The organism is Pseudomonas sp. 21LCFQ02, assembly GCF_024129895.2.
Taxonomy (GTDB): Bacteria; Pseudomonadota; Gammaproteobacteria; order Pseudomonadales; family Pseudomonadaceae; genus Aquipseudomonas.
Genome location: NZ_CM178749.1, coordinates 3,595,927 through 3,615,552, shown reverse-complemented (window position 1 = coordinate 3,615,552; position 19,626 = coordinate 3,595,927). Strand labels below are relative to the sequence as shown.

Genomic DNA, 19,626 nt, shown 5'->3' with positions numbered 1-19,626 from the left:
GACGGCTCATGCGGCTCGCGCCCGGCCGGTCCTGCCCCCAACTACCCCTCCACATTGAATTGCAACGCCGCCAGCCGTGCATACAGCGGGTTGCTGGCGATCAGTTCGCGGTGCGTGCCTACCGCGACCAACTGCCCCTGATCCAGCACCGCGATGCGGTCGGCGTTTTGTACGGTCGACAGGCGGTGGGCGATGACCAGCGTAGTACGGCCCTGCATCAGGCCGGGCAGAGCCTGCTGAATCAAGTGTTCGCTTTGCGCATCCAGGGCACTGGTGGCTTCGTCGAGCAGCAGGATTGGCGCATCGACCAGCAGCGCACGGGCAATCGCCAGACGTTGCCGCTGCCCGCCTGACAGTCCCAAACCGCCTTCACCCAAGTGGGTACCATAGCCCTCCGGCATCTGCTGGATAAACTCATGGGCGTGGGCCATTCGCGCTGCAGCTTCAACCTGCTCGTCCGTAGCCTCGGGGCGACCATATCGAATGTTGTCTGCAACACTGCCAAAAAACAGTGCCGGAGTTTGCGCGACGATGGCAAAGCTGCGGCGCAGCTGGTGCAAATTCAGTTGCCGCACAGGCACGCCTTCGATACGGATTTCACCCTGCTGCGGGTCGTAGAAGCGCAACAGCAGATCGAACAGCGTCGACTTGCCAGCCCCGGAGGGACCAACCAGCGCCAGCGTTTCTCCGGCCTCGATCTCCAGGCTCAGGCCCTTGAGCACTGGATGCTCGGGCCGCGACGGATAGCTGAAGCCGACATTGTCCAACGCCAGGCGACCGCTGACCCGCCCCGGCAAGGCCTGCACCTGGGGGGCGGGGGCAACAATTTCACTGCGTGCCTGCAATAGCTCGGCAATCCGTTGCGCGGCCCCGGCAGCACGTTGCAACTCGCCAATCACTTCACTGATCGTTCCAAATGAGGTGCCGACCACCAAGGCATAGAACACAAAGGCGGCCAGCTCACCGTGGGTAATGCGCCCTTCTATGACGTCCATGCCGCCAACCCGGAGCATGACCGCCACCGCGCCCAACACCAGCACGATCACCAGCGTAATCAGCCAGGCTCGTTGCAAGATGTGCCGACGCGCGATATCGAACGCCTGCTCCACCGTACCGCTGAAGCGCTGCCGGTCCTGGGCCTGATGGTTGTAGGCCTGCACGGTCTTGATCTGACCCAGCGTCTCGGCCACGTAGCTGCCGACATCCGCGACCCGATCCTGATTGAGCCGTGACAGGCGCCGAACCCGCCGGCCGAAAATCAGGATTGGCGCCAACACCAAGGGCAGGGAAACCACCACGATACTGGTCAAGCGCGGGTTGGTGACGAACAGCAACACAATGCCGCCAATGACCATCAAGGCGCTGCGCAAAAACATTGACAGCGATGAACCGACCACTGACTGCAACAAGGCGGTATCGGCGGTCAGCCGCGACTGTATTTCCGAGCCGCGATTGTGCTCGTAAAACCCCGGATGCAGGTCGATCAGGTGCTCGAACACCGCTTTGCGCACATCGGCGACCACCCGCTCGCCGATCCACGAGACCAGATAAAAACGCACGAACGTACCGACCGCCAGCCCCAGCGTCAGCAGCAAAAACAAACCAATGGACTGGTTCAGCAGTTCGGTCGAGCGGGTCATGAAGCCCTGATCGACCAGCAAACGGATGCCCTGCCCCATCGACAGGGTAATCCCCGCCGTGACCAGCAGTGCCAATAGCGCCGCCCCAACCCGCCAGCGATAAGGAGAAATAAAGCGCCACACCAGGCTCAGGGACTGAGCCGGATTACCGCGTAACACTGAAACCATGAACTTTGACCACCTGTTAAGCTCACACAATAGGCGCAGGCTACACACCTTGTGACGGCGAGTCTGCCCGCAAGCGCTGTGTTCGCCGGTCACTGACTGGAGATTTACGCAAACCTCTGCTGCAATCAGGCATCGGCCCAACGGTGGGCGGATGTCATGGCGCAGTCACAGAGCATGGCTAGTTTGAACGGCTACACCTGATAAGGAGAAGGATCATGAGCTTGCAAGACAACAGCAACCAGGTCGAAGTCATTCGTTCCACTCCGAGCCTGCCGGTCGGCGGGGCAGTATTGGATGAGCACGGCAAAGAAGTGCTGATTACCGAAGCGATGGTGCAGCAGGCCTGTCAGGAATGCGACAAGCACTGGATTACTCCTGACAAACAGGAATAACCACTGCTCAAAAAAAGCCCGACTTTTCAGTCGGGCTTTTTTTTGCCTGCTGGTCAGAGCAGCGTGGCCCCCAGTGCCTTGACCATCTGCTGCAACAGCTGAGCATGAGCGCCCTGCCCTTGCAGCCGGACCTGCAACGCATCGATCTCACGGCGCGGCGGGTAGTGCTTGCGCAGCGCATCGAATGCCAGGCGCTGGCTATCGGTGCCGCCTTCCAGAGTGCGCCGAAAATCCGCATCGTCGCGGCGCGGGTCATAAACCCCCCGGCACAGCATGGCCAGCGCCCAGGCCGGGTCCGTTTCGGCATCCAGACCGACCTGGGCCAGCCACGGACGGGGCAGCAGGTCTTGCAGTTCAATGCTGGCCGGCTGACCGAGGAACGCGCACAGCGCCTGATAGATCTGCGCAGTGCCGCGCTGGCGCCCATCAAGGCTGTAACCGGCGATGTGTGGGGTCGCCAGTGTGCACAGCTCGGCCAGCGCAACATGCACCTGCGGCTCACCTTCCCAGACATCCAGCACCGCCTGCAGGTCATCGCGGGCAAGCAGCACATCGTGCAGCGCCTGGTTATCCACCACCGCACCGCGACTGGCATTGATCAGCCAGGCGCCTGGGCGCAGGTTTTGCAAGCGCTGGCGGTCGAACAGGTGCCAGCTCGGATGGTCCCCGCCACGCTCCAGCGGGGTATGCACGCTGATGACGTCGCACCGGCGGATGATCTCTTCAAGGCTGACAAAGTCGCCACCTTCGGCCTTTTGCCGAGGCGGGTCACAGACCAGTACGTTCCAGCCCAGGCCGCGCAGGACGCTGACCAGCCGCCCGCCCACCTGGCCGGCGCCGACCACGCCGTAGGTGCGACCGGGCAACTCGACGCCTTCGATTTCCGCCAGGGTCAGCAGGCTGCCCAACACATAGTCCACCACGCCACGGGCATTGCAGCCCGGTGCGCTGGACCACTGGATACCGGCCTCGGCAAAGTAACCAAGCTCCAGGTGATCAGTGCCGATGGTGCAGGTGCCGACAAACCGCACCGGGCTGCCTTCAAGCAAGGCGCGGTCGACCTGGGTGACCGAACGCACCAGCAGGATATCGGCATCCGCCACCGCCGCACGGTCGATGGCCCGGCCGGGCAGGCGGCGAATGCTGCCCAGCCCGGCGAAGAAGGCGTCAAGCAGCGGGATATTTTCGTCAGCAACGATCTGCATGGGATGCTCCGCAATCGGGAATAAAATGATAAGCCGCCGTTGTGACCGTCAATCGGCTTTCTTGCGGATCCAGTACAGGTAAGTGCTGCCAGCCACCTGCTGCTCGATCAGTTCGTGGCCTAGAAACACGCAAAACTTGGGAATGTCACGCTGGGTCGAGGGATCGGTGGCGATCACCTTGAGCAAACCGCCGGCAGCCAGGTCACGGACCTTCTGGTGCAGCATCATCACCGGCTCGGGACAATTGAGGCCGCTCGCGTCCAGGGTGGCGTCGGCAGCAAGGTTTTCAACGGGTTCAGACATGGATGACTCCACAAACGAGCAAATAGTGTCGGGATGCTTCAGCTATCGGATCGCTCAAGAGCGAACCAGATCCAGCCGACGCAAATGGCAGGTCACTTCCTCGCGGTCGTGATACAGCTGCTTGCAGCCGATCGAAACCCTCACCCCGCGCGCCTTGAAACCCTCTTCAATGCGATCGAGCAGGCGCCGCACCTCAGCGTAGCGCTGTTTCATCGGCAACTTGAGATTGACCACCGCTTCACGGCACAACCCCTCGCCCAGCCAGGTTTCCAGCAGCGCTGCGCTGCGCGCCGGCTTTTCGACGATATCGCAGACCATCCAGTCGACGGTCTGGCGCGGCTTCCAGGTAAAACCGTCGGTCATCAGGTGCTGCACCAGGCCGGTGTCCATCAGGCTTTCGGCCATCGGGCCGTTATCGATGGCGGTGACCAGCATGCCGCGACGCACCAGTTGATAGGTCCAGCCACCGGGTGCTGCACCCAGGTCGACACCGGTCATGTCATCAGACAGCCGCTGCTCCCATTGGTCGCGCGGGATGAAGTGGTGCCAGGCCTCTTCGAGCTTGAGGGTCGAGCGGCTGGGCGCCTCGCGGGGAAACTTCAGGCGCGGGATGCCCATCGGCCACATGGCGCTGTTAGCGGCCTCAGCCAGCCCCAGAAACACCTCGCGGCCACTCTTGAACGTCAGCAGCAGGCGCGGCAGGCTGGCGTCGTCGCGCAGCTTGCCAGCCTTGCTCAAGGCTTTGCGCAGCGGCACTTCGAACTTGCGGCAGAAGGTCGACAGCTCTTTACCGTCATTGGTGTCCAGCACCTCCAGCCACAGGCTGCCGCACACCGGCCACTCCTGCAGATGCTCCAGCAGCACGCTGATGCGGTCGGTTTCCGGTAACTCGACAAACGAACCCCGCGCCCACTGACGCGGGAAGATCAGCCGGTCAAAGCGCTGGCCTTGCATCAGCCTTGCAGCGCCCTCGGGCTCCAGGCAAATGAACTGCGCGCAAGCACTGTCAGGTTTGGCCTTGGCGTAACCGGCCACATTCAAGCGGGCTGCGACATCGGAGATCTCCGAACAGACTTCGCCCTCGAAACCCGGCCGGCAATGCATAAACAGCGTATTCACGGGCAACTCCCAGCCTGCGCAATCAAAGCCGCGCATGATAGCTGAAAAGCTGAACCTCTGACGTGCCGCGTGGGTCCACAACAACAGTAGCGCTTGAGCCAGACCTGTCACAAAAGCTCGCCTGCCACCGTTCGCTTACCGTTTGAAGGAGTCGTTAAATGCCCTCCCTGGATAGCCTGAAAAGCCACAAGACCCTGGACCTTCATAACAAGACCTACCACTACTTCAGCCTGCCCGATGCCGCGCGCACCCTGGGTGATCTGGACAAGCTGCCCATGTCGCTCAAAGTGCTGCTGGAAAACCTGCTGCGCTGGGAAGACGGCCAGACTGTCAGCGGCGAAGACTTCCAGGCGCTGGCCGACTGGCTCAAAGAACGCCGCTCGGATCGGGAAATCCAGTACCGCCCGGCCCGGGTCCTGATGCAGGACTTCACCGGCGTGCCGGCGGTGGTCGACCTGGCCGCGATGCGCGCAGCAGTGGCCAAGGCCGGGGGCGACCCGCAGCGGATCAACCCGCTGTCGCCAGTGGATCTGGTGATCGACCACTCAGTGATGGTCGACACCTATGCCTCGGACGACGCATTCAAGCAGAACGTCGACATCGAGATGCAGCGCAATGGCGAACGCTATGCGTTCTTGCGCTGGGGCCAGGACGCGTTCGACAACTTCAGTGTGGTGCCGCCGGGCACGGGTATTTGCCATCAGGTCAACCTTGAATACCTGGGCCGCACGGTGTGGACCAACGAACAAGACGGCCACACTTACGCATTCCCTGACACGCTGGTGGGCACGGACTCACACACCACCATGATCAACGGCCTGGGGGTGCTGGGCTGGGGCGTCGGCGGTATCGAGGCGGAAGCGGCAATGCTGGGCCAACCGGTGTCGATGCTGATTCCTGAAGTGATTGGCTTCAAGCTGACCGGCAAACTCAAGGAAGGCATCACCGCCACCGACCTGGTGCTGACCGTGACCCAGATGCTGCGGAAAAAGGGCGTGGTGGGCAAATTTGTCGAGTTCTACGGCGACGGCCTGGCTGAACTGCCGCTGGCGGATCGCGCCACTATCGCCAACATGGCCCCGGAATACGGCGCCACCTGCGGCTTCTTCCCGGTTGACGAGGTCACTCTGGAATACCTGCGCCTGTCGGGCCGCCCTGCCGAGACGGTCGAACTGGTAGAAGCCTATTGCAAGGCTCAGGGCCTGTGGCGCCTGCCAGGCCAGGAGCCGCTGTTCACCGACACCCTGGCGCTGGACATGGGTGAAGTACAGTCCAGCCTGGCCGGGCCGAAACGCCCGCAAGACCGGGTTGCACTGGCCGATGTTGCCCAGGCTTTCGATGATTTTCTCGGCCTGCAACTCAAGCCGGCCCAGGTCGAAGAAAGCCGTCTGGAAAGCGAAGGCGGCGGTGGCGTGGCAGTGGGCAATGCCGAACAACTGACCGGTGAAGCCGAATACCAGCACAACGGCCAGAGCTATCGTCTGAAAAACGGCGCGGTGGTAATCGCGGCGATTACCTCGTGTACCAACACCTCCAACCCCAGCGTGATGATGGCCGCCGGGTTACTGGCGAAAAAAGCCGTGGAGAAGGGTCTGCAACGCAAGCCATGGGTAAAAAGCTCGCTGGCGCCAGGTTCCAAGGTGGTCACCGACTACTATAACGCCGCCGGGCTGACCCGTTACCTGGACGAACTGGGCTTCGACCTGGTCGGCTATGGCTGCACCACCTGCATCGGCAACTCAGGTCCGCTGCTCGAACCGATTGAAAATGCTATCCAGCGCTCCGACCTCACGGTGGCGTCGGTGCTGTCAGGCAACCGTAACTTCGAGGGCCGTGTGCATCCGCTGGTCAAAACCAACTGGCTGGCCTCCCCGCCGTTGGTGGTCGCCTACGCGCTGGCCGGTAACGTGCGCGTTGACCTCAGCCGCGATCCGCTGGGTGAAGGCAGCGATGGCCAGCCGGTCTACCTGCGCGATATCTGGCCCAGCCAGCAGGAAATCGCCGAGGCCGTGCAACAGGTCGACACTGCCATGTTCCACAAGGAATACGCCCAGGTCTTCGAGGGCGACGCGCAATGGCAAGCGATCGAGGTGCCGCAGGCCGCGACGTATGTCTGGCAGGCCGACTCGACCTACATCCAGCACCCGCCGTTTTTCGAGGGTATCGATGGCCCTCTGCCGGTGATTGAAGACATCCAGAACGCACGCATCCTGGCCTTGCTGGGCGACTCGGTCACCACCGACCATATTTCGCCGGCCGGTAACATCAAGGCCGACAGCCCGGCAGGCCGTTACCTGCGCGAGCAAGGCGTGGAACCGGTGGATTTCAACTCCTACGGCTCAAGGCGCGGCAACCATGAAGTCATGATGCGCGGCACCTTCGCCAATATCCGCATTCGTAACGAAATGCTGGGCGGCGAAGAAGGCGGCTATACCCTGCATATCCCTACCGACGAGAAGCTGCCGATTTTCGATGCCTCAATGCGCTATCAGCAGGAAGGCACGCCACTGGTGATCGTTGCCGGTCAGGAATACGGCACCGGCTCGAGCCGTGACTGGGCAGCAAAGGGCACCAACCTGCTGGGGGTCAAGGCGGTGATCGCCGAGAGTTTTGAGCGAATCCACCGCTCCAATCTGGTCGGCATGGGCGTCTTGCCGTTGCAGTTCAAAGCGCCACACACCCGCAAGAGCCTGGGCCTGACCGGCCGGGAAACCCTGAGTCTGACCGGTTTAAGCCAGGCTGAGCTGCGCCCGGGCATGAACCTGACGCTGCACATCCGCTTCGAAGACGGTCGTCAGCAAGAAATCGAATTGCTATGCCGGATCGATACCCTCAATGAAGTCGAGTACTTCAAATCCGGTGGCATTCTGCATTACGTGCTGCGCCAGTTGATCGCTGCCTGACCGCTCTGCCCGCCGTCCACCAAAAAGGGCGGCGGGCAGCAAACTCTCACCCGCTCATGCACCCGTCTCAGTAGAATCGCCCGCCTGATCTGCGGGAGATTCTGATGAGCACTACGCGCTGGGTGGCCCTGGCTTTGCTGGGCCTCGGGTATGGCATCGCCCTGAGTCACGGCGCACTGCAAGCGCCGGCGCTGCTCGCCTTCGGGCTGCTGGTATTGGCCGCCATGGCCGTGCGCCACACAAACCCGCCATGGCTGCGCAGGCTGGGTCATGTGCTGTTTATTGTCACCAGCCTGACGCTGGCGTTGCATGGGCTACCGGGCTTCAATAATGCGCCGATCATGGAATACGGCCGCTCCAGCCCGGATGCAGCCCCCTTTATCAGCAACCTGAACCTGGACAAGCCGCTGATCGGCCTGTGGCTGCTGTTGGCCTGCCCGTGGATCTTGCACGGCCAGAGCAGGGCCTACCGCCAAGCAGCGGTCGTCGTCATTGCAACCATCAGCCTGACTCTGGCCCTGGCCTGGATGGCCGGCCTGACCACCTGGGCGCCGAAATGGCCGCCCTACGCCATGCTCTGGCTGCTCAACAATCTGCTGTTGGTGACCTTGACAGAAGAATTGCTGTTTCGTGGCTATATTCAGGGCGCGTTGCAACATTACTGTCATCGTCGGCGACTGCAGGGCATACTGCCAGTAGGCATTACCGCCTCATTGTTTGGCCTGGCCCATATCGGCGGTGGCTGGCTTTGGGCAGTGCTGGCCGGTTTGGCCGGCGTCGGTTATGGACTGGCCTGGCGCTATGGAGGGCTCTGGGCTGCGGTGTTGGCCCACTTTGGCCTGAACCTGGTGCATTTCTGCCTGTTTGCCTACCCAATGCTGGAACCTTGAGTATTGATCGCTGACAAGCATTGCGCTCATAAATGTGAGCGGCACCTCAATTTTTTATCGTCCCTGCCGATAACCCGCCAAAGCCTATTGGATCGAAGGATCGAACAGCCCATGCGCAACAATCAGCCCATCACCCAACGTGAGCGGACATTCGCAGCACAACAGCGGTTGATTTCCACGACCGACACCAAAGGCGTGATCACCTACTGTAATGAAGCGTTTCAGCAGATCAGCGGCTTCAGCCAGGATGAACTGCTCAGGGCGCCGCACAATCTGGTCCGCCATCCCGATGTTCCGCAAGCCGTCTTCGAACACATGTGGAGCACCCTGAAAAAGGGCCTGCCGTGGATGGGGATCGTCAAGAACCGTTGCAAGAATGGCGACCACTATTGGGTTAACGCCTACGTAACGCCGATTCTGGACGGCGGCAAGGTTGTCGGTTACGAGTCAGTGCGGGTCAAACCGACTGCCGAACAGGTACGCCGTGCCGAGGCCCTGTATGCCCGCCTCAATGCCGGCAAGTCGGCGTTGCCCAAACGCGATACCTGGCTGCCGGTGCTACAGGACTGGCTGCCATTTATCATGGTCAGCCAGATCGGCTTCTTGATCGGCATCTGGCTCAACTCCTGGTGGGGCTTCATCCTCGCCGCCACCCTGTCGGTCCCGCTGGGGCTGCTTGGCCTGAGCTGGCAGCAGCGCGGTATCAAGCGTCTGTTGCGGCTGGCGGAACAGACCACCTCCGACGCCCTGATCGCGCAGATGTACACCGACAGCCGCGGTGCGCAGGCACGTCTGGAAATGTCGATCCTCAGCCAGGACGCACGCCTGAAAACCTGCCTGACCCGTCTGCAGGACACCGCCGAGCACCTGAACACCCAAGCGCGGCAGTCCAACGATCTGGCCAACGCCAGCTCTGTCGGCCTGGAACGCCAGCGCGTCGAAACCGAGCAAGTGGCCGCCGCCATTAACGAGATGGCCGCGACCACCCAGCAGGTGGCCGGGCATGTGCAAAACACCGCCGACGCCACCCAGCAGGCCAACGCTCTGACCCGCCGGGGTCGCGACATCGCCGGGGAAACCCGCGAAGCGATTGAGCGCCTGTCGGCGTCGGTGGGCGAGACCGGCCTGACCGTCACCCAACTGGCCAAGGACAGCGATGAAATTGGCGGCGTGGTCGATGTGATCAAAGGCATCGCCGACCAGACCAACCTGCTGGCCCTCAACGCGGCTATCGAAGCGGCCCGCGCCGGTGAAATGGGCCGTGGTTTTGCCGTGGTCGCCGATGAGGTCCGGCAATTGGCGCAACGCACCAGCGAATCCACCGGGCAGATTCACAGCCTGATCGCCAAGCTGCAGCAAACCGCCAACAACGCCGTACAAACCATGAACGCCGGCCACCGCCAGGCTGAAGAAGGCGTGGCCCGGGTACTGGAAGCCGACCAGGCATTGGTGGGCATCAGCGAAGCAGTGGCCAACATCACCGACATGGCCACCCAGATCGCTGCGGCCACTGAACAGCAAAGCTCGGTGGCCGACGAGATCAGCCGCAATATCTCCAACATTGCCGACCTCGCCGACCAGACCTCCGACGGCGCCCAGCGCTCGGCAGTGCTCAGCGCCGAACTGACCCATACCGCCAACTCGCAATACTCGTTGGTAGAGCGTTTCAACCGCTAATTCGCGCGCTTATAAAAACCCCGTCAGGTGCAGGCCTGACGGGGTTTTTTATTGGTGTTTGCTCAGGGTCTGGCGGGACAGAACAGTAACTTATGAATAGAACAGAGTAGGCTCTTTCAATTAGAGCCAGTAGGAGATTTCTTAAATCTCTAACAAACAGGGAAAGTTCCCGCAGAGGTGTTGACAGAGGGATTACCAGGCGATTAGGTAATTTACCAGGCAAGTCAATTGACCACCGCATAAATCAAACCTTGCCTTAAGCAATTGCAAGATCACGACCTTCTACGACCCCCACAGTGAAAGCACCTATGTACAACCAAAAAAACTTTCCACTCATGCCACCCACCGTCCCTGTAGCCGAAGCAGATGGACTGATCAAACTAATCGATCTGGCGCATGATCTTCTCGTCATGTGCCCTATCTGGCAAGAGCCGAAACCAGGAGATATCTGTCAATTAATAGTCAACCATTCGCCAGTTGGAGTAGCGTTCCCGTTACCCGGTACGATTCCAGAAGACCCCATCAAACTGAAACTTCCCCTTGAGGCACTACAAGCAGAAGGTACTTACCGAATCGGTTATCGTTTGACGGGCTATCCTGGCGGAGTCGCTATCGATTCTCCGACCGTACTGATCCGCATCGACCGAACCGCCCCTGGCGCCGCCCTGCTCGCCCCCATGATGTTCCGGCAGATCAATTTCGGCGATGCGCTGGCCGGCCATGTACCGGGCTACGCGCACATGGCTGCCGGTGACACGCTCATGACCCTGTGCAATGGCGTGCAGGGTCCGATCTATCAGGTCGGCAACGAAGACCTGGCCGAGCGAGCCATGCAGATCAGCTTCAGCCGTGATTTTCTGCAAAGCCTGCAGAGCCCTACCATCACCATGACCTATCAGGTCACCGACCGGGCCGGTAATCAGTCCCGGCTGGCCAGCCCCGTCACTCTGTCCATGCAGCAATGAAACAAACGACGGCCAATCCGTCTGAGCACCAAAAAATTCATCCTGCACCTATTTGAGTGCAGGATGACTTGCAAAATGTTGAAGGATTTTTCTGATGATTTCAGTGGATTCGAGACACTGGAGATTATTCCTACTTATAAATAAGCAGCTCTGTAATCCTCTTCCTACCTGCAGAGCCGTATGAAATCTCAGCACTTATTCCTGCACAATTGGAAAACCCTTTAACTACGGGGCTATGCTAGACGCCACTAAATAGCCACCGAGAAATAATTGAAATATCCAGAAACACCAAAACAAAAACCGCTCAAGAAAACCATCATTTTGGCATCTCTTGATCAAAGCTCTGACAGATGGATTAAATATCCCCGCACAATCGCAACCACTCACAACATAGAGGCTCTAATGGACGACATAGAAAAAAACACACCCAACACTGACAAGCCACTCGCTACCACTCAGGAACAACAAACCATCAAACGCCAGTTCATTAAAGACCCTGATCTGCTGCGCTCATTGCCGACCATTTCAGCCAGTCTCAAAGCGCCACAATTGCCCAACGCCAACCCCGAAGCCATCACCCTGGAACAGGCCAATAGCGGCGTCACCGTACTGATTCCGGGCTCGCCACAGATGCGCAAGGAAGACGTCATTCTGTTCTACTGGGGCAACCATGAATGCTACCAACCCCTGCATCACAACAGCGGCGATCAGGACGTCGTCTGGCTATTATGCCTGGCATATCCACTGATCGACCGACCGCAATACGGCACTTTGAACCTGTACTACGAGGTTTATCGCGCTGACCAGTTGATCGGCACATCACCCGTCCTGCAAGTGGTCGTGGAGCAGCCAACGACCATCGGCTAAAGCACAAAGCCCCCGGTGATCACTCACCGGGGGCTTTGCTCAACCAAGGTTCAGATGGATGCCTCTAACAACGCAGGCGAGGCCGCCTGCAGGCAGAGTTTAAAGATGCCCTATTGTCAGAATGCAAAACGCAGCCCCACATTAGCCCCCCAGGGTTGCTCGACCCGCTTGCCGTTCATGTAATCGAAATCGGCATGCAACTGCAGGCGCTCAGACAACGACACCGACACCCCGGCGCCGACCTCCACCCGCGACCCGGACAGGTCGTTGTCAAAGTGACGATCATTGACCTTCACCTCATTATTGCGTGAGAACTCCTGGGCTGCGGCCAGCCGCACATAGGGTTGCAATACGCCACCGTCCTTGAGCGCAATATCCCGCCCCAACGAGGCACCGGCCTTGGCCAGCACCGATCGGGTGTGGCTGTTATCGGCCCGCAAACCATTGTCCATCCGGTAGCCCTCGCCCTGCACATCCACCATTGCCAACTGAGTATACGGCTCGACGAACCAGCCATCGGCTAGGCGGATCTGGCGGCCAAATTCCAGTGAAGCGCCCACCGCGGTATTGTCGTAATCGCCCTTGGCCCTGGTATTGTCACTCATCGCCACCTTGGCTTTATTACGCAGCCGATTGAGCTTGAGCACCGCATCCAGGTAATACCCCTGCTCACTCAGCCAAGTGCCGTAGGTGCCGACATACACGCTGTCGATCGTGCCATTGCTGCCCCGGCTCAGATCCAGATCCGACTGACTATGACCGGCCAGAACACCCAGCGACAACTGACCATTGCCGAGCTGCACCGGCACATCGGCTCCCAGGCTGAAGCCTTGCTGCTTGTGCCGGTAATCAATGCCGTTACTGGTCGAGGCCTCGAAGCGGTTGCCATAAGCACGCATCCAGCCGCCGCCCAGACCGGTGCCGCGCACCTCGCCCATGCGGCTGCGCAGGGTCGACAACTCACCCATCCAGACCACCGGTGCAGCATTGAACAACGCCAGGGCGCTGCCCGTGGAAGGGCTGATGGTTTTGTCCTGGCCGACAATAAACCAGTCATTGCCCTGCTGCTCCAGACCATAGGAGTAGACGCCCAGGTCAACGCGATCACCGATCAGGTTGAACTGAGCGCTGCCGCCCTCGGTGTGCACCACCCGCAACGGCTGCAGATCCGGCGAAACCACCTCATGCCCGGTGTTCTGCACGCGCAAACCGAATTGCCCGTTCGCCTGACCATTGACGTTCAGCAGATCGCCAATACCGTGGTCCAGATCGACCCGCATAGCGAAATTGCCATGCCCCGACAGCTCGTTCAGCGACAGCGTTTTGAAGGCCCCGTCACCAAAACCGACCGCACCGCCATCCATGTTCAGCGTCTTGAGGCTGTTCTCCCCGGTCATCTGCCAATAGCCACCGGAAGCCAGAACCAACCGGTTACCGTTGATGATATTGCCGGTGAGTTGCGCGTTGTTTTGCAGGGTGACGTTAAGGGTACTGGTTTCATCGGCGACCAGATTGCCGGTCAGGCGGCTGTTGTCGACGGTGAAATGGGTGGTGCTTTGATTGAAGGTTTCTAGAAGGTTGCCATTGCCGGAGAGTAAAATAGAGCCAGCACTGATATCAATATCGGCTTTGTGAGCTATTCCATCCCGCCCTTCTACCCTGATCGCAGCCCCCTTAAAAGACTCAAGAGTAGAGTTGTTAACCTGAACTTTTCCGTAGTTGTAATTAACTCCGACAGCTGTCTCAGGATGAGTCATGTAAATCGCATACTCATCGCCTGTTATGTGGCTACCGCGAGAAATACTTGCCTCCCCCCCCAAAACGCCAATCCCCCAACCTGACCAATGGTCGAAAACGCCTCCGGCCCCAAAGACCTTTACATTTTCCAAATAAGCATAGCTAAACGCTACGCTTAGCCCAGCCCCATGACCAGCGAGCACGCTATCGGTGATATAAGCTCGAAACCCATTATGAAGAGTCAGTCCAATCGCGCGCTCGTTGGTTATAGATGAATCGCTGACAGTCAGCCTTCCTTTGCCACCAATTTGCATTCCACCAAATATTCGGGTACCACGCTCAACATCTACATCAGAGTTCATCACTGACATGTGCTTTATTTCAGCTCCTGTCGCCAATACGTATGCCCCATTAATCACACTGTAAGACTCAACCGGATAAGAGGCATCAATGGTAAAACGCTCATTATCTATAGGCACCCAATAGGCACTACTTTCAGCCATCAAAGGAGCACAGACCAACATCATCCCACCTCCAAGCCCGCTCCTAAAACGCTTTTTTTGCATTGTATTAACGCTCAATCCTTTACTCACTCTAATTAAACAGATGACAGCCTCACTCTAGAGATCAGAAACGTCCTTCAGACCGTCCTACATTTCCATATTTTGTAGTCTTTTTCCTAGCCTCCAAGCCAATCTCTCCTACAGAAAAAAGACTCCATAAACACTTGCAAAAAACAGCACTGACTATTTTCTAAAAAACCCCTGGAGGCTCCAAAAAAATCATTGACACAGAAAGATAGTTGCGATTACGTAATTAACAGTTGTGAAGACCCTCACTCATGAAAGTGACATCTCAACTTATAGACATACAGTTATTTTCAAATACCATTCACAAACCAGGAACAACAACATGAATAATAGCCACATCAACAAACGTGCTCGACGCCCCAAGCTTCTTAAAGAGCTAATTATTCCACCACCGCTGGTCCCGATTGCTGACCCAGTAGATGGTTTGATCAAGACAGCTGACCTTGCATCAGACATTACCGTTGAGTTCCCTCTGTGGGAGGGCGCCAGAGAGAACGACACTTACCAGCTGCGATTGAATGATCATACAGTCGGGATAGAGGGTTTGCTTAAGCCAGTCCCCCCTATCGGAACAATCTTGCAACTCGATATCCCCGTAGACACTGAGTTGCAAGCAGACGGCGCCTACAAACTTGATTACGTGGTAACTGGTTTCCCAGGAGGCGTGCCCGATGAGTCACCGGCTACAACAATTATTGTCGACCGGACCCCGCCCGGCACTCACCAGCTCGGTTATATGGATTTCCCTGCTGAAGCCAAGGATGGCCTTACCGCCGAAGAACTACTTAACATGGGGGATGTACTGACAGGCAGTATCTTCGGTTACTCCGGCCTGCAGCGCGGCGATGTAATCAAATCATATTGGGGAGAGGTACCTGGCCCGGAACTTATTTTGAGCGGTGAGGAAGATGAAAATGATTCTATTGATATTGGCTTTACCAAAGCATTTCTTGGAAGCCTCCCGAACCCTGCAGGCGCGACCTATTACACCGTGACTGACCGGGCAGGAAACACCTCGGCCGACTCAAAGAAAATTACAATCCCACTGTTCCTGACAGAAATCACACCCGACCTGCCTGCGCCAGTGATTGACGACAATGATGGTTTAATCACTCACATTGAAGCTCTGAACGGTATTGAAGTAAAAATCCCAAGCTCCGAGATCATCATGGATGGAGATCAAATCGTCCTGCATTGGGGGAGTGAATTGCTGGGTCCCGTTCCCGTTGCTCCGGAAGATCTTGAGGAGCCTTTCATCCTGATTTTCGACGTCGAGTATCGCACCATTGAAATCGCTGGAGATGGTGTCATTCAGCTTAAATATGAAGTTCTAAGAGAAGGCCATCCTGTCGGCATTTCAACCCAACTTCCAGTCAACGTTCACATCACACTCCCCGTCCCAACGCCTTTAAGTAGCCCAATCATCAAGGGTGCCAGCAGCACGCCAAGCAACGAAGACAACTTCATCGATGAAAATGACTTCGAGCTAAACGCGACCATCATGATTAATTGGAACCCCGGCTTCAAGGCTTCACAGCTGATAACTGTATTCTGGGAGGGGGTAACGGTGCTTGAACAACCTTACCTCATCACCAATACCGACGTCGTCGCCGGTCGCCCGCTGCTCTTAACTGCACTGAACTCGCTATTCACGCCTGTCGGCACAGGAAGTGACATTCGGGTTAATTACACAGTCTCGTCATCGGGTAATCCAAACGTATCAACTTCTGAAACGCAGTCAATCGTCGTCCAATCCAAGGATGAACTTCCGGGCGGCCCTGACGGCCCCGCAGCACCCGAGTTTACTGCAATTGGTGATAACAACACCCTCAACCGTATCAATAGCATCAATGGTGCACCTGTATTTATCAAGCCCTATCTAAATATCGCACCAGGACAAACTGTCCATTTCATCTACGAGGCTTATGACAGCTTGGTCGGCGGCGAAGTTAAATTTGAATGGACACACACATCGGCCGAGCTAACAGAAAACGAAGTCCAAAATGGTTACCACTTGCTTATCCCTCGCAGCATTTTGAATCAGCATTGCTTCGGCCACACCGAAGCTCACTTCAAAGTCAGAAGCGACAAAGGTCAAGGAAATTCTAAGAAGCAAAATAGTTTTGTAGACATGCGTGAATTTGGCATCTGCCCAATTTAACCCCTCAGAAAGAGGTGAGTTCAGCTCACCTCTTCCTCAACGATAAAGACCAATCATTATGAATACCACAAGAGCCTTGCCCGAACTGAACATCCTGAGTCATTATCCGGAAGGTGTCGGCGATACTGACGTGGCCGACCCGTCAAAATCACTTGAGGTTCTCATCGGCCCCCTTCTTCTAAGCCAACAAGATCGCCTCGATCTTTTTTGGGGAAATAGTGAATTACCGGTGGATAGCTATATTCACTCTCCTGACGCACCAAATACCAATGGCATTTTCTCGTTGTACGTCGATCCACGGTGGATCCAGTCAGGCACCACCCATGTCAGATACATCTACACGCCCTATCCTGCGAATATTCCTGAACCCTCCCCCATCAAAACCGTCACCGTTAAACTCTCCATCCCCGGCGGTCGGGACCCTGACCCCGAATCGCCTTACGAAAACGAAAAACTGCCCAAGCCTGCCGTTAATCCCCCAGGCGTCATCATCTCGCCAGACGGGGTTTCGGTCACGGTATTGCCATGGGAAAACATGAGTGAAGGCGATCTGCTTTCAGTTTACTGGCATGGCCTTCAAGTGCGTGTGCCTGCACTGCAACTCGGGCAGGTCGGCCATCCGGTGGTGGTGGATATTCCCCGCGAGGTGGTCATCGAAGCCGGTGACTCGGAAAACATCGTGGTGCGCTACGACATTCGTGATGTGGTGAACAACTGGTCGCGCTTCTCACTGCCAACTTATGTGGAGGCCGAGGCCGGTAATTCGACGCTGCCTGCCCCCATCGCGCCTCAGGCTCCGAACATGGAACTGGATCTGGATAAGTTGGGCGGTGCTGGCGTTCAAGCGCTGGTGTTGGCCAATGCGAACATCGGCATTGGCGACATCATCCAGTTCACTGTCGAACGTAATACTGCCGAGGGTATTGCACTGCAGCCTTATACCGATACAAGGCAGGTCAGCATTCCGGGCAGCTTTGTCGAATTTTTGATCCCCAATGAACAGTTTCAGCCGATTGCTCAGGGTCGTGCGCGGCTGAAGTATGTGGTGAGAAAAGCATCCGGCGAGCAACTGCGCTCCAAGAGCTTGCCGCTAAGCATCCTGAGCCGTGCGCAGGAGTTGGCGCTGCCAGTCGTTCCTGCTGCGGTGAACGGTTTGCTGGATCCAACCTTGCGCAAGGTGATCGCTCAGGTTCCGGCCTACCATTTCATGGCCGATGGACATGATGTGACGCTGGTATGGAGGGGTAAGACCGCCAGTGGGTCTACGGTGGTTCACGAAGAAGTCAAAAATCTCAATCAGGCGGATGTCGGCAAGACTCTGGAATTCCTGATCCCGGATGAGAAAGTCATCACGCTGGCCGGGGGGACGCTGGAAGTCAATTACACCGTCAGCACCTTTGCCAAGGAATTTTTCAAGTCTCCTGTCCTGCATCTGCTGGTCGACACCGATCACAACGATCTGTTGCCCGCGCCGCAGGTGGATAAGGTCAATGAAGAGGGCGTGCTTGACCCGGACGACGTGGTGCTTGAAGCCGTGGTCAGGGTGCTGCCTTACCAGGCCATGGCGGTGGGCGACCGGGTCGCGGTGCACTGGGATGGCCGCAATGCGGATGGCAGCTATAACACTTACACGGTGATCAACAGCGGTACCGTGAACAAAGAGGTCATCTTCAGGGTGCCACGCAGCTTCGTTATCGCCAACCTCAATGGCAGCATCGACGTCTGGTATGATGTGCAGCGCGGCGGTCGGACATCGGCATCGGTCAAGCAACGGATCAGCATTCGGCAAACGGCGCCTGCCCCATTGCCCACCCCAACAGTAAAAGAAGCACAAGGCAACCAGCTCGACCCCGCCCTTGCGCCTTACGGTGCCACTGCCCAGGTTGCAGCCAGTGCCGATTTGCGAGTCGGTGACCGGGTAACCATGACCTGGCAAGGCCCCAAGGGCAGTGACAGCAAGGAAAAAACCATTGCTCAGGACGAGGCCGGCAAGCCGCTGGCGTTGCTGTTCGCCTATGCCTTGGTCATCGCCAATGCCGGTCAGACTGTAGCCATTGCCTACACCGTGAACCGGGTCAATGGCCAGGTTCAGACTTCCGAAACCCTTAACCTGCATATTCTCGACCGGCTCGATGACCTGCCGGCCCCGAGCATGGACACTGTCGGGGCCGACGGTGTGCTGGACCCGGCGCGCATCCCTGAGTCGGGCGCCACGGTGCGGGTGCGCTATCCGGGTATGAGCAGTGATGACCGGGTGGTGGTCAACTGGCGCGGTGCGGTGCATCAGGACACGCCCGAGCAAAGTGTCGGCAACCAGCCTGAGTTGTTGTTCAAGCTGCCCAAAGCGCTGATCCTGGCCAGTATCGGCAGCACGGCAACCCTGGGCTATACCGTCACCCGGGCCGGTCGCCCGCAGAGCTCGGCACCGTTGTGGCTGACCGTTCGTCAAGGCTTGAGCCTGGACACCCGGCCGGTGACGCTGGACGGCAAGGTGTACCTGCTACCCGGCACACCCGACCTGCTGCCGAATATGCCGGCGGGCACGACGGTTCAGCGTACCGCCAGTGGCGGCCAGGCGCCTTACACCTATAGCACCAGCAATCCGTTGGTGGCCAAGGTCGATGGCAATGGGTTGGTGACCGCCCGTGGCAAAGGCATCGCACATATCACGGCAACCGACAGCCGCGGAGAAAAACTCAGCTATCAGGTTACCGTGACCGGCGTGATTCATGCGCTGGGCTTGGGCAACGGCAGCGTTGCCACGGTTGTCGCGGCGGCCACTCAACTGGGCGCACGGCTGTGTTCGATCCATGAATTGCGGGAGTTGCACACTGCCTATGGCAGTCGCTGGCCGATGGGCAACGCCTTGTACTGGTCGTCAACCGTCGCCCAACAGAACCTGGCGGGCTGGCAGTGGTTCTTCCTGAAAAACCTGGTGACCGGTACAGAAACCAACCTGCTGCACCATAAACCCGCGCTGGGGGTTGGCCTGCGCTGACCGCTACTCAC

Annotated in this window: 13 protein-coding genes; 8 read left to right on the top strand and 5 right to left on the bottom strand. The window is 58.1% G+C overall.

Annotated features, from left to right (window positions below; genetic code table 11):
* Positions 1-41: 41 nt before the first annotated feature.
* Positions 42-1,808 carry an ABC transporter transmembrane domain-containing protein gene (locus tag NJC40_RS16195; RefSeq protein WP_253142095.1) on the bottom strand — a complete coding sequence of 589 codons (1,767 nt, stop codon included), beginning with the start codon at positions 1,806-1,808 and terminating at the stop codon, positions 42-44.
* Positions 1,809-2,023: 215 nt separating this feature from the next.
* On the opposite strand from NJC40_RS16195, the gene NJC40_RS16190 reads away from it, so the two are divergent.
* Positions 2,024-2,200 (top strand): PA1571 family protein, encoded by a 177-nt coding sequence (locus NJC40_RS16190; RefSeq protein ID WP_045489882.1) that lies wholly within the window; start codon positions 2,024-2,026, stop codon positions 2,198-2,200.
* Between the two features lie 53 nt (positions 2,201-2,253).
* Here NJC40_RS16190 and pdxB read toward each other — a convergent pair whose 3' ends face one another.
* Genes pdxB through rlmM form a run of 3 tightly spaced genes read right to left on the bottom strand, consistent with a single transcriptional unit; the run spans position 2,254 to position 4,827 of the window.
* Complete coding sequence (gene pdxB, locus NJC40_RS16185) at positions 2,254-3,405, bottom strand: 4-phosphoerythronate dehydrogenase PdxB (RefSeq protein WP_253142093.1); 1,152 nt, start codon at positions 3,403-3,405, stop codon at positions 2,254-2,256.
* 48 nt (positions 3,406-3,453) lie between these two features.
* On the bottom strand, positions 3,454-3,708 hold the full coding sequence (gene tusA / locus NJC40_RS16180; protein WP_045489878.1) for a sulfurtransferase TusA: 255 nt from the start codon (positions 3,706-3,708) through the stop codon (positions 3,454-3,456).
* A 54-nt stretch (positions 3,709-3,762) separates the two neighbouring features.
* Complete coding sequence (gene rlmM, locus NJC40_RS16175) at positions 3,763-4,827, bottom strand: 23S rRNA (cytidine(2498)-2'-O)-methyltransferase RlmM (protein WP_253142090.1); 1,065 nt, start codon at positions 4,825-4,827, stop codon at positions 3,763-3,765.
* 158 nt (positions 4,828-4,985) lie between these two features.
* On the opposite strand from rlmM, the gene acnA reads away from it, so the two are divergent.
* From acnA to NJC40_RS16150, 5 genes are all read left to right on the top strand, one after another.
* Complete coding sequence (gene acnA, locus NJC40_RS16170; protein WP_253142088.1) at positions 4,986-7,730, top strand: aconitate hydratase AcnA; 2,745 nt, start codon at positions 4,986-4,988, stop codon at positions 7,728-7,730.
* Between the two features lie 104 nt (positions 7,731-7,834).
* Entirely contained in the window at positions 7,835-8,620 is a 786-nt protein-coding gene (locus NJC40_RS16165) for a CPBP family intramembrane glutamic endopeptidase (protein ID WP_253142078.1), read from the top strand.
* 111 nt (positions 8,621-8,731) lie between these two features.
* Positions 8,732-10,297, top strand: a complete 1,566-nt coding sequence (locus tag NJC40_RS16160) for a methyl-accepting chemotaxis protein (RefSeq protein WP_045489873.1) — start codon at positions 8,732-8,734, stop codon at positions 10,295-10,297.
* Between the two features lie 584 nt (positions 10,298-10,881).
* Positions 10,882-11,262 carry a hypothetical protein gene (locus tag NJC40_RS16155; RefSeq protein WP_492180344.1) on the top strand — a complete coding sequence of 127 codons (381 nt, stop codon included), beginning with the start codon at positions 10,882-10,884 and terminating at the stop codon, positions 11,260-11,262.
* 402 nt (positions 11,263-11,664) lie between these two features.
* Positions 11,665-12,129 (top strand): cupin domain-containing protein, encoded by a 465-nt coding sequence (locus NJC40_RS16150; RefSeq protein WP_253142065.1) that lies wholly within the window; start codon positions 11,665-11,667, stop codon positions 12,127-12,129.
* A gap of 116 nt (positions 12,130-12,245) precedes the next feature.
* Here NJC40_RS16150 and NJC40_RS16145 read toward each other — a convergent pair whose 3' ends face one another.
* Positions 12,246-14,393 (bottom strand): autotransporter outer membrane beta-barrel domain-containing protein, encoded by a 2,148-nt coding sequence (locus NJC40_RS16145; RefSeq protein ID WP_253142057.1) that lies wholly within the window; start codon positions 14,391-14,393, stop codon positions 12,246-12,248.
* A 385-nt stretch (positions 14,394-14,778) separates the two neighbouring features.
* Here NJC40_RS16145 and NJC40_RS16140 point away from each other — a divergent pair, with 385 nt between their 5' ends.
* Positions 14,779-16,617 (top strand): hypothetical protein, encoded by a 1,839-nt coding sequence (locus tag NJC40_RS16140; protein ID WP_253110182.1) that lies wholly within the window; start codon positions 14,779-14,781, stop codon positions 16,615-16,617.
* A 229-nt stretch (positions 16,618-16,846) separates the two neighbouring features.
* On the top strand, positions 16,847-19,615 hold the full coding sequence (locus tag NJC40_RS16135) for an immunoglobulin-like domain-containing protein (RefSeq protein WP_492180343.1): 2,769 nt from the start codon (positions 16,847-16,849) through the stop codon (positions 19,613-19,615).
* Positions 19,616-19,626 lie beyond the last annotated feature (11 nt).

Coding starts and splice junctions, on each gene's coding strand:
- tusA (WP_045489878.1), bottom strand. CDS start 3,708: ATGTCTGAACCCGTTGAAAACCTTGCTGCCGACGCCACCCTGGACGCG.
- NJC40_RS16165 (WP_253142078.1), top strand. CDS start 7,835: ATGAGCACTACGCGCTGGGTGGCCCTGGCTTTGCTGGGCCTCGGGTAT.
- NJC40_RS16160 (WP_045489873.1), top strand. CDS start 8,732: ATGCGCAACAATCAGCCCATCACCCAACGTGAGCGGACATTCGCAGCA.
- NJC40_RS16150 (WP_253142065.1), top strand. CDS start 11,665: ATGGACGACATAGAAAAAAACACACCCAACACTGACAAGCCACTCGCT.
- NJC40_RS16190 (WP_045489882.1), top strand. CDS start 2,024: ATGAGCTTGCAAGACAACAGCAACCAGGTCGAAGTCATTCGTTCCACT.
- NJC40_RS16140 (WP_253110182.1), top strand. CDS start 14,779: ATGAATAATAGCCACATCAACAAACGTGCTCGACGCCCCAAGCTTCTT.
- NJC40_RS16145 (WP_253142057.1), bottom strand. CDS start 14,393: ATGATGTTGGTCTGTGCTCCTTTGATGGCTGAAAGTAGTGCCTATTGG.
- acnA (WP_253142088.1), top strand. CDS start 4,986: ATGCCCTCCCTGGATAGCCTGAAAAGCCACAAGACCCTGGACCTTCAT.
- pdxB (WP_253142093.1), bottom strand. CDS start 3,405: ATGCAGATCGTTGCTGACGAAAATATCCCGCTGCTTGACGCCTTCTTC.
- NJC40_RS16195 (WP_253142095.1), bottom strand. CDS start 1,808: ATGGTTTCAGTGTTACGCGGTAATCCGGCTCAGTCCCTGAGCCTGGTG.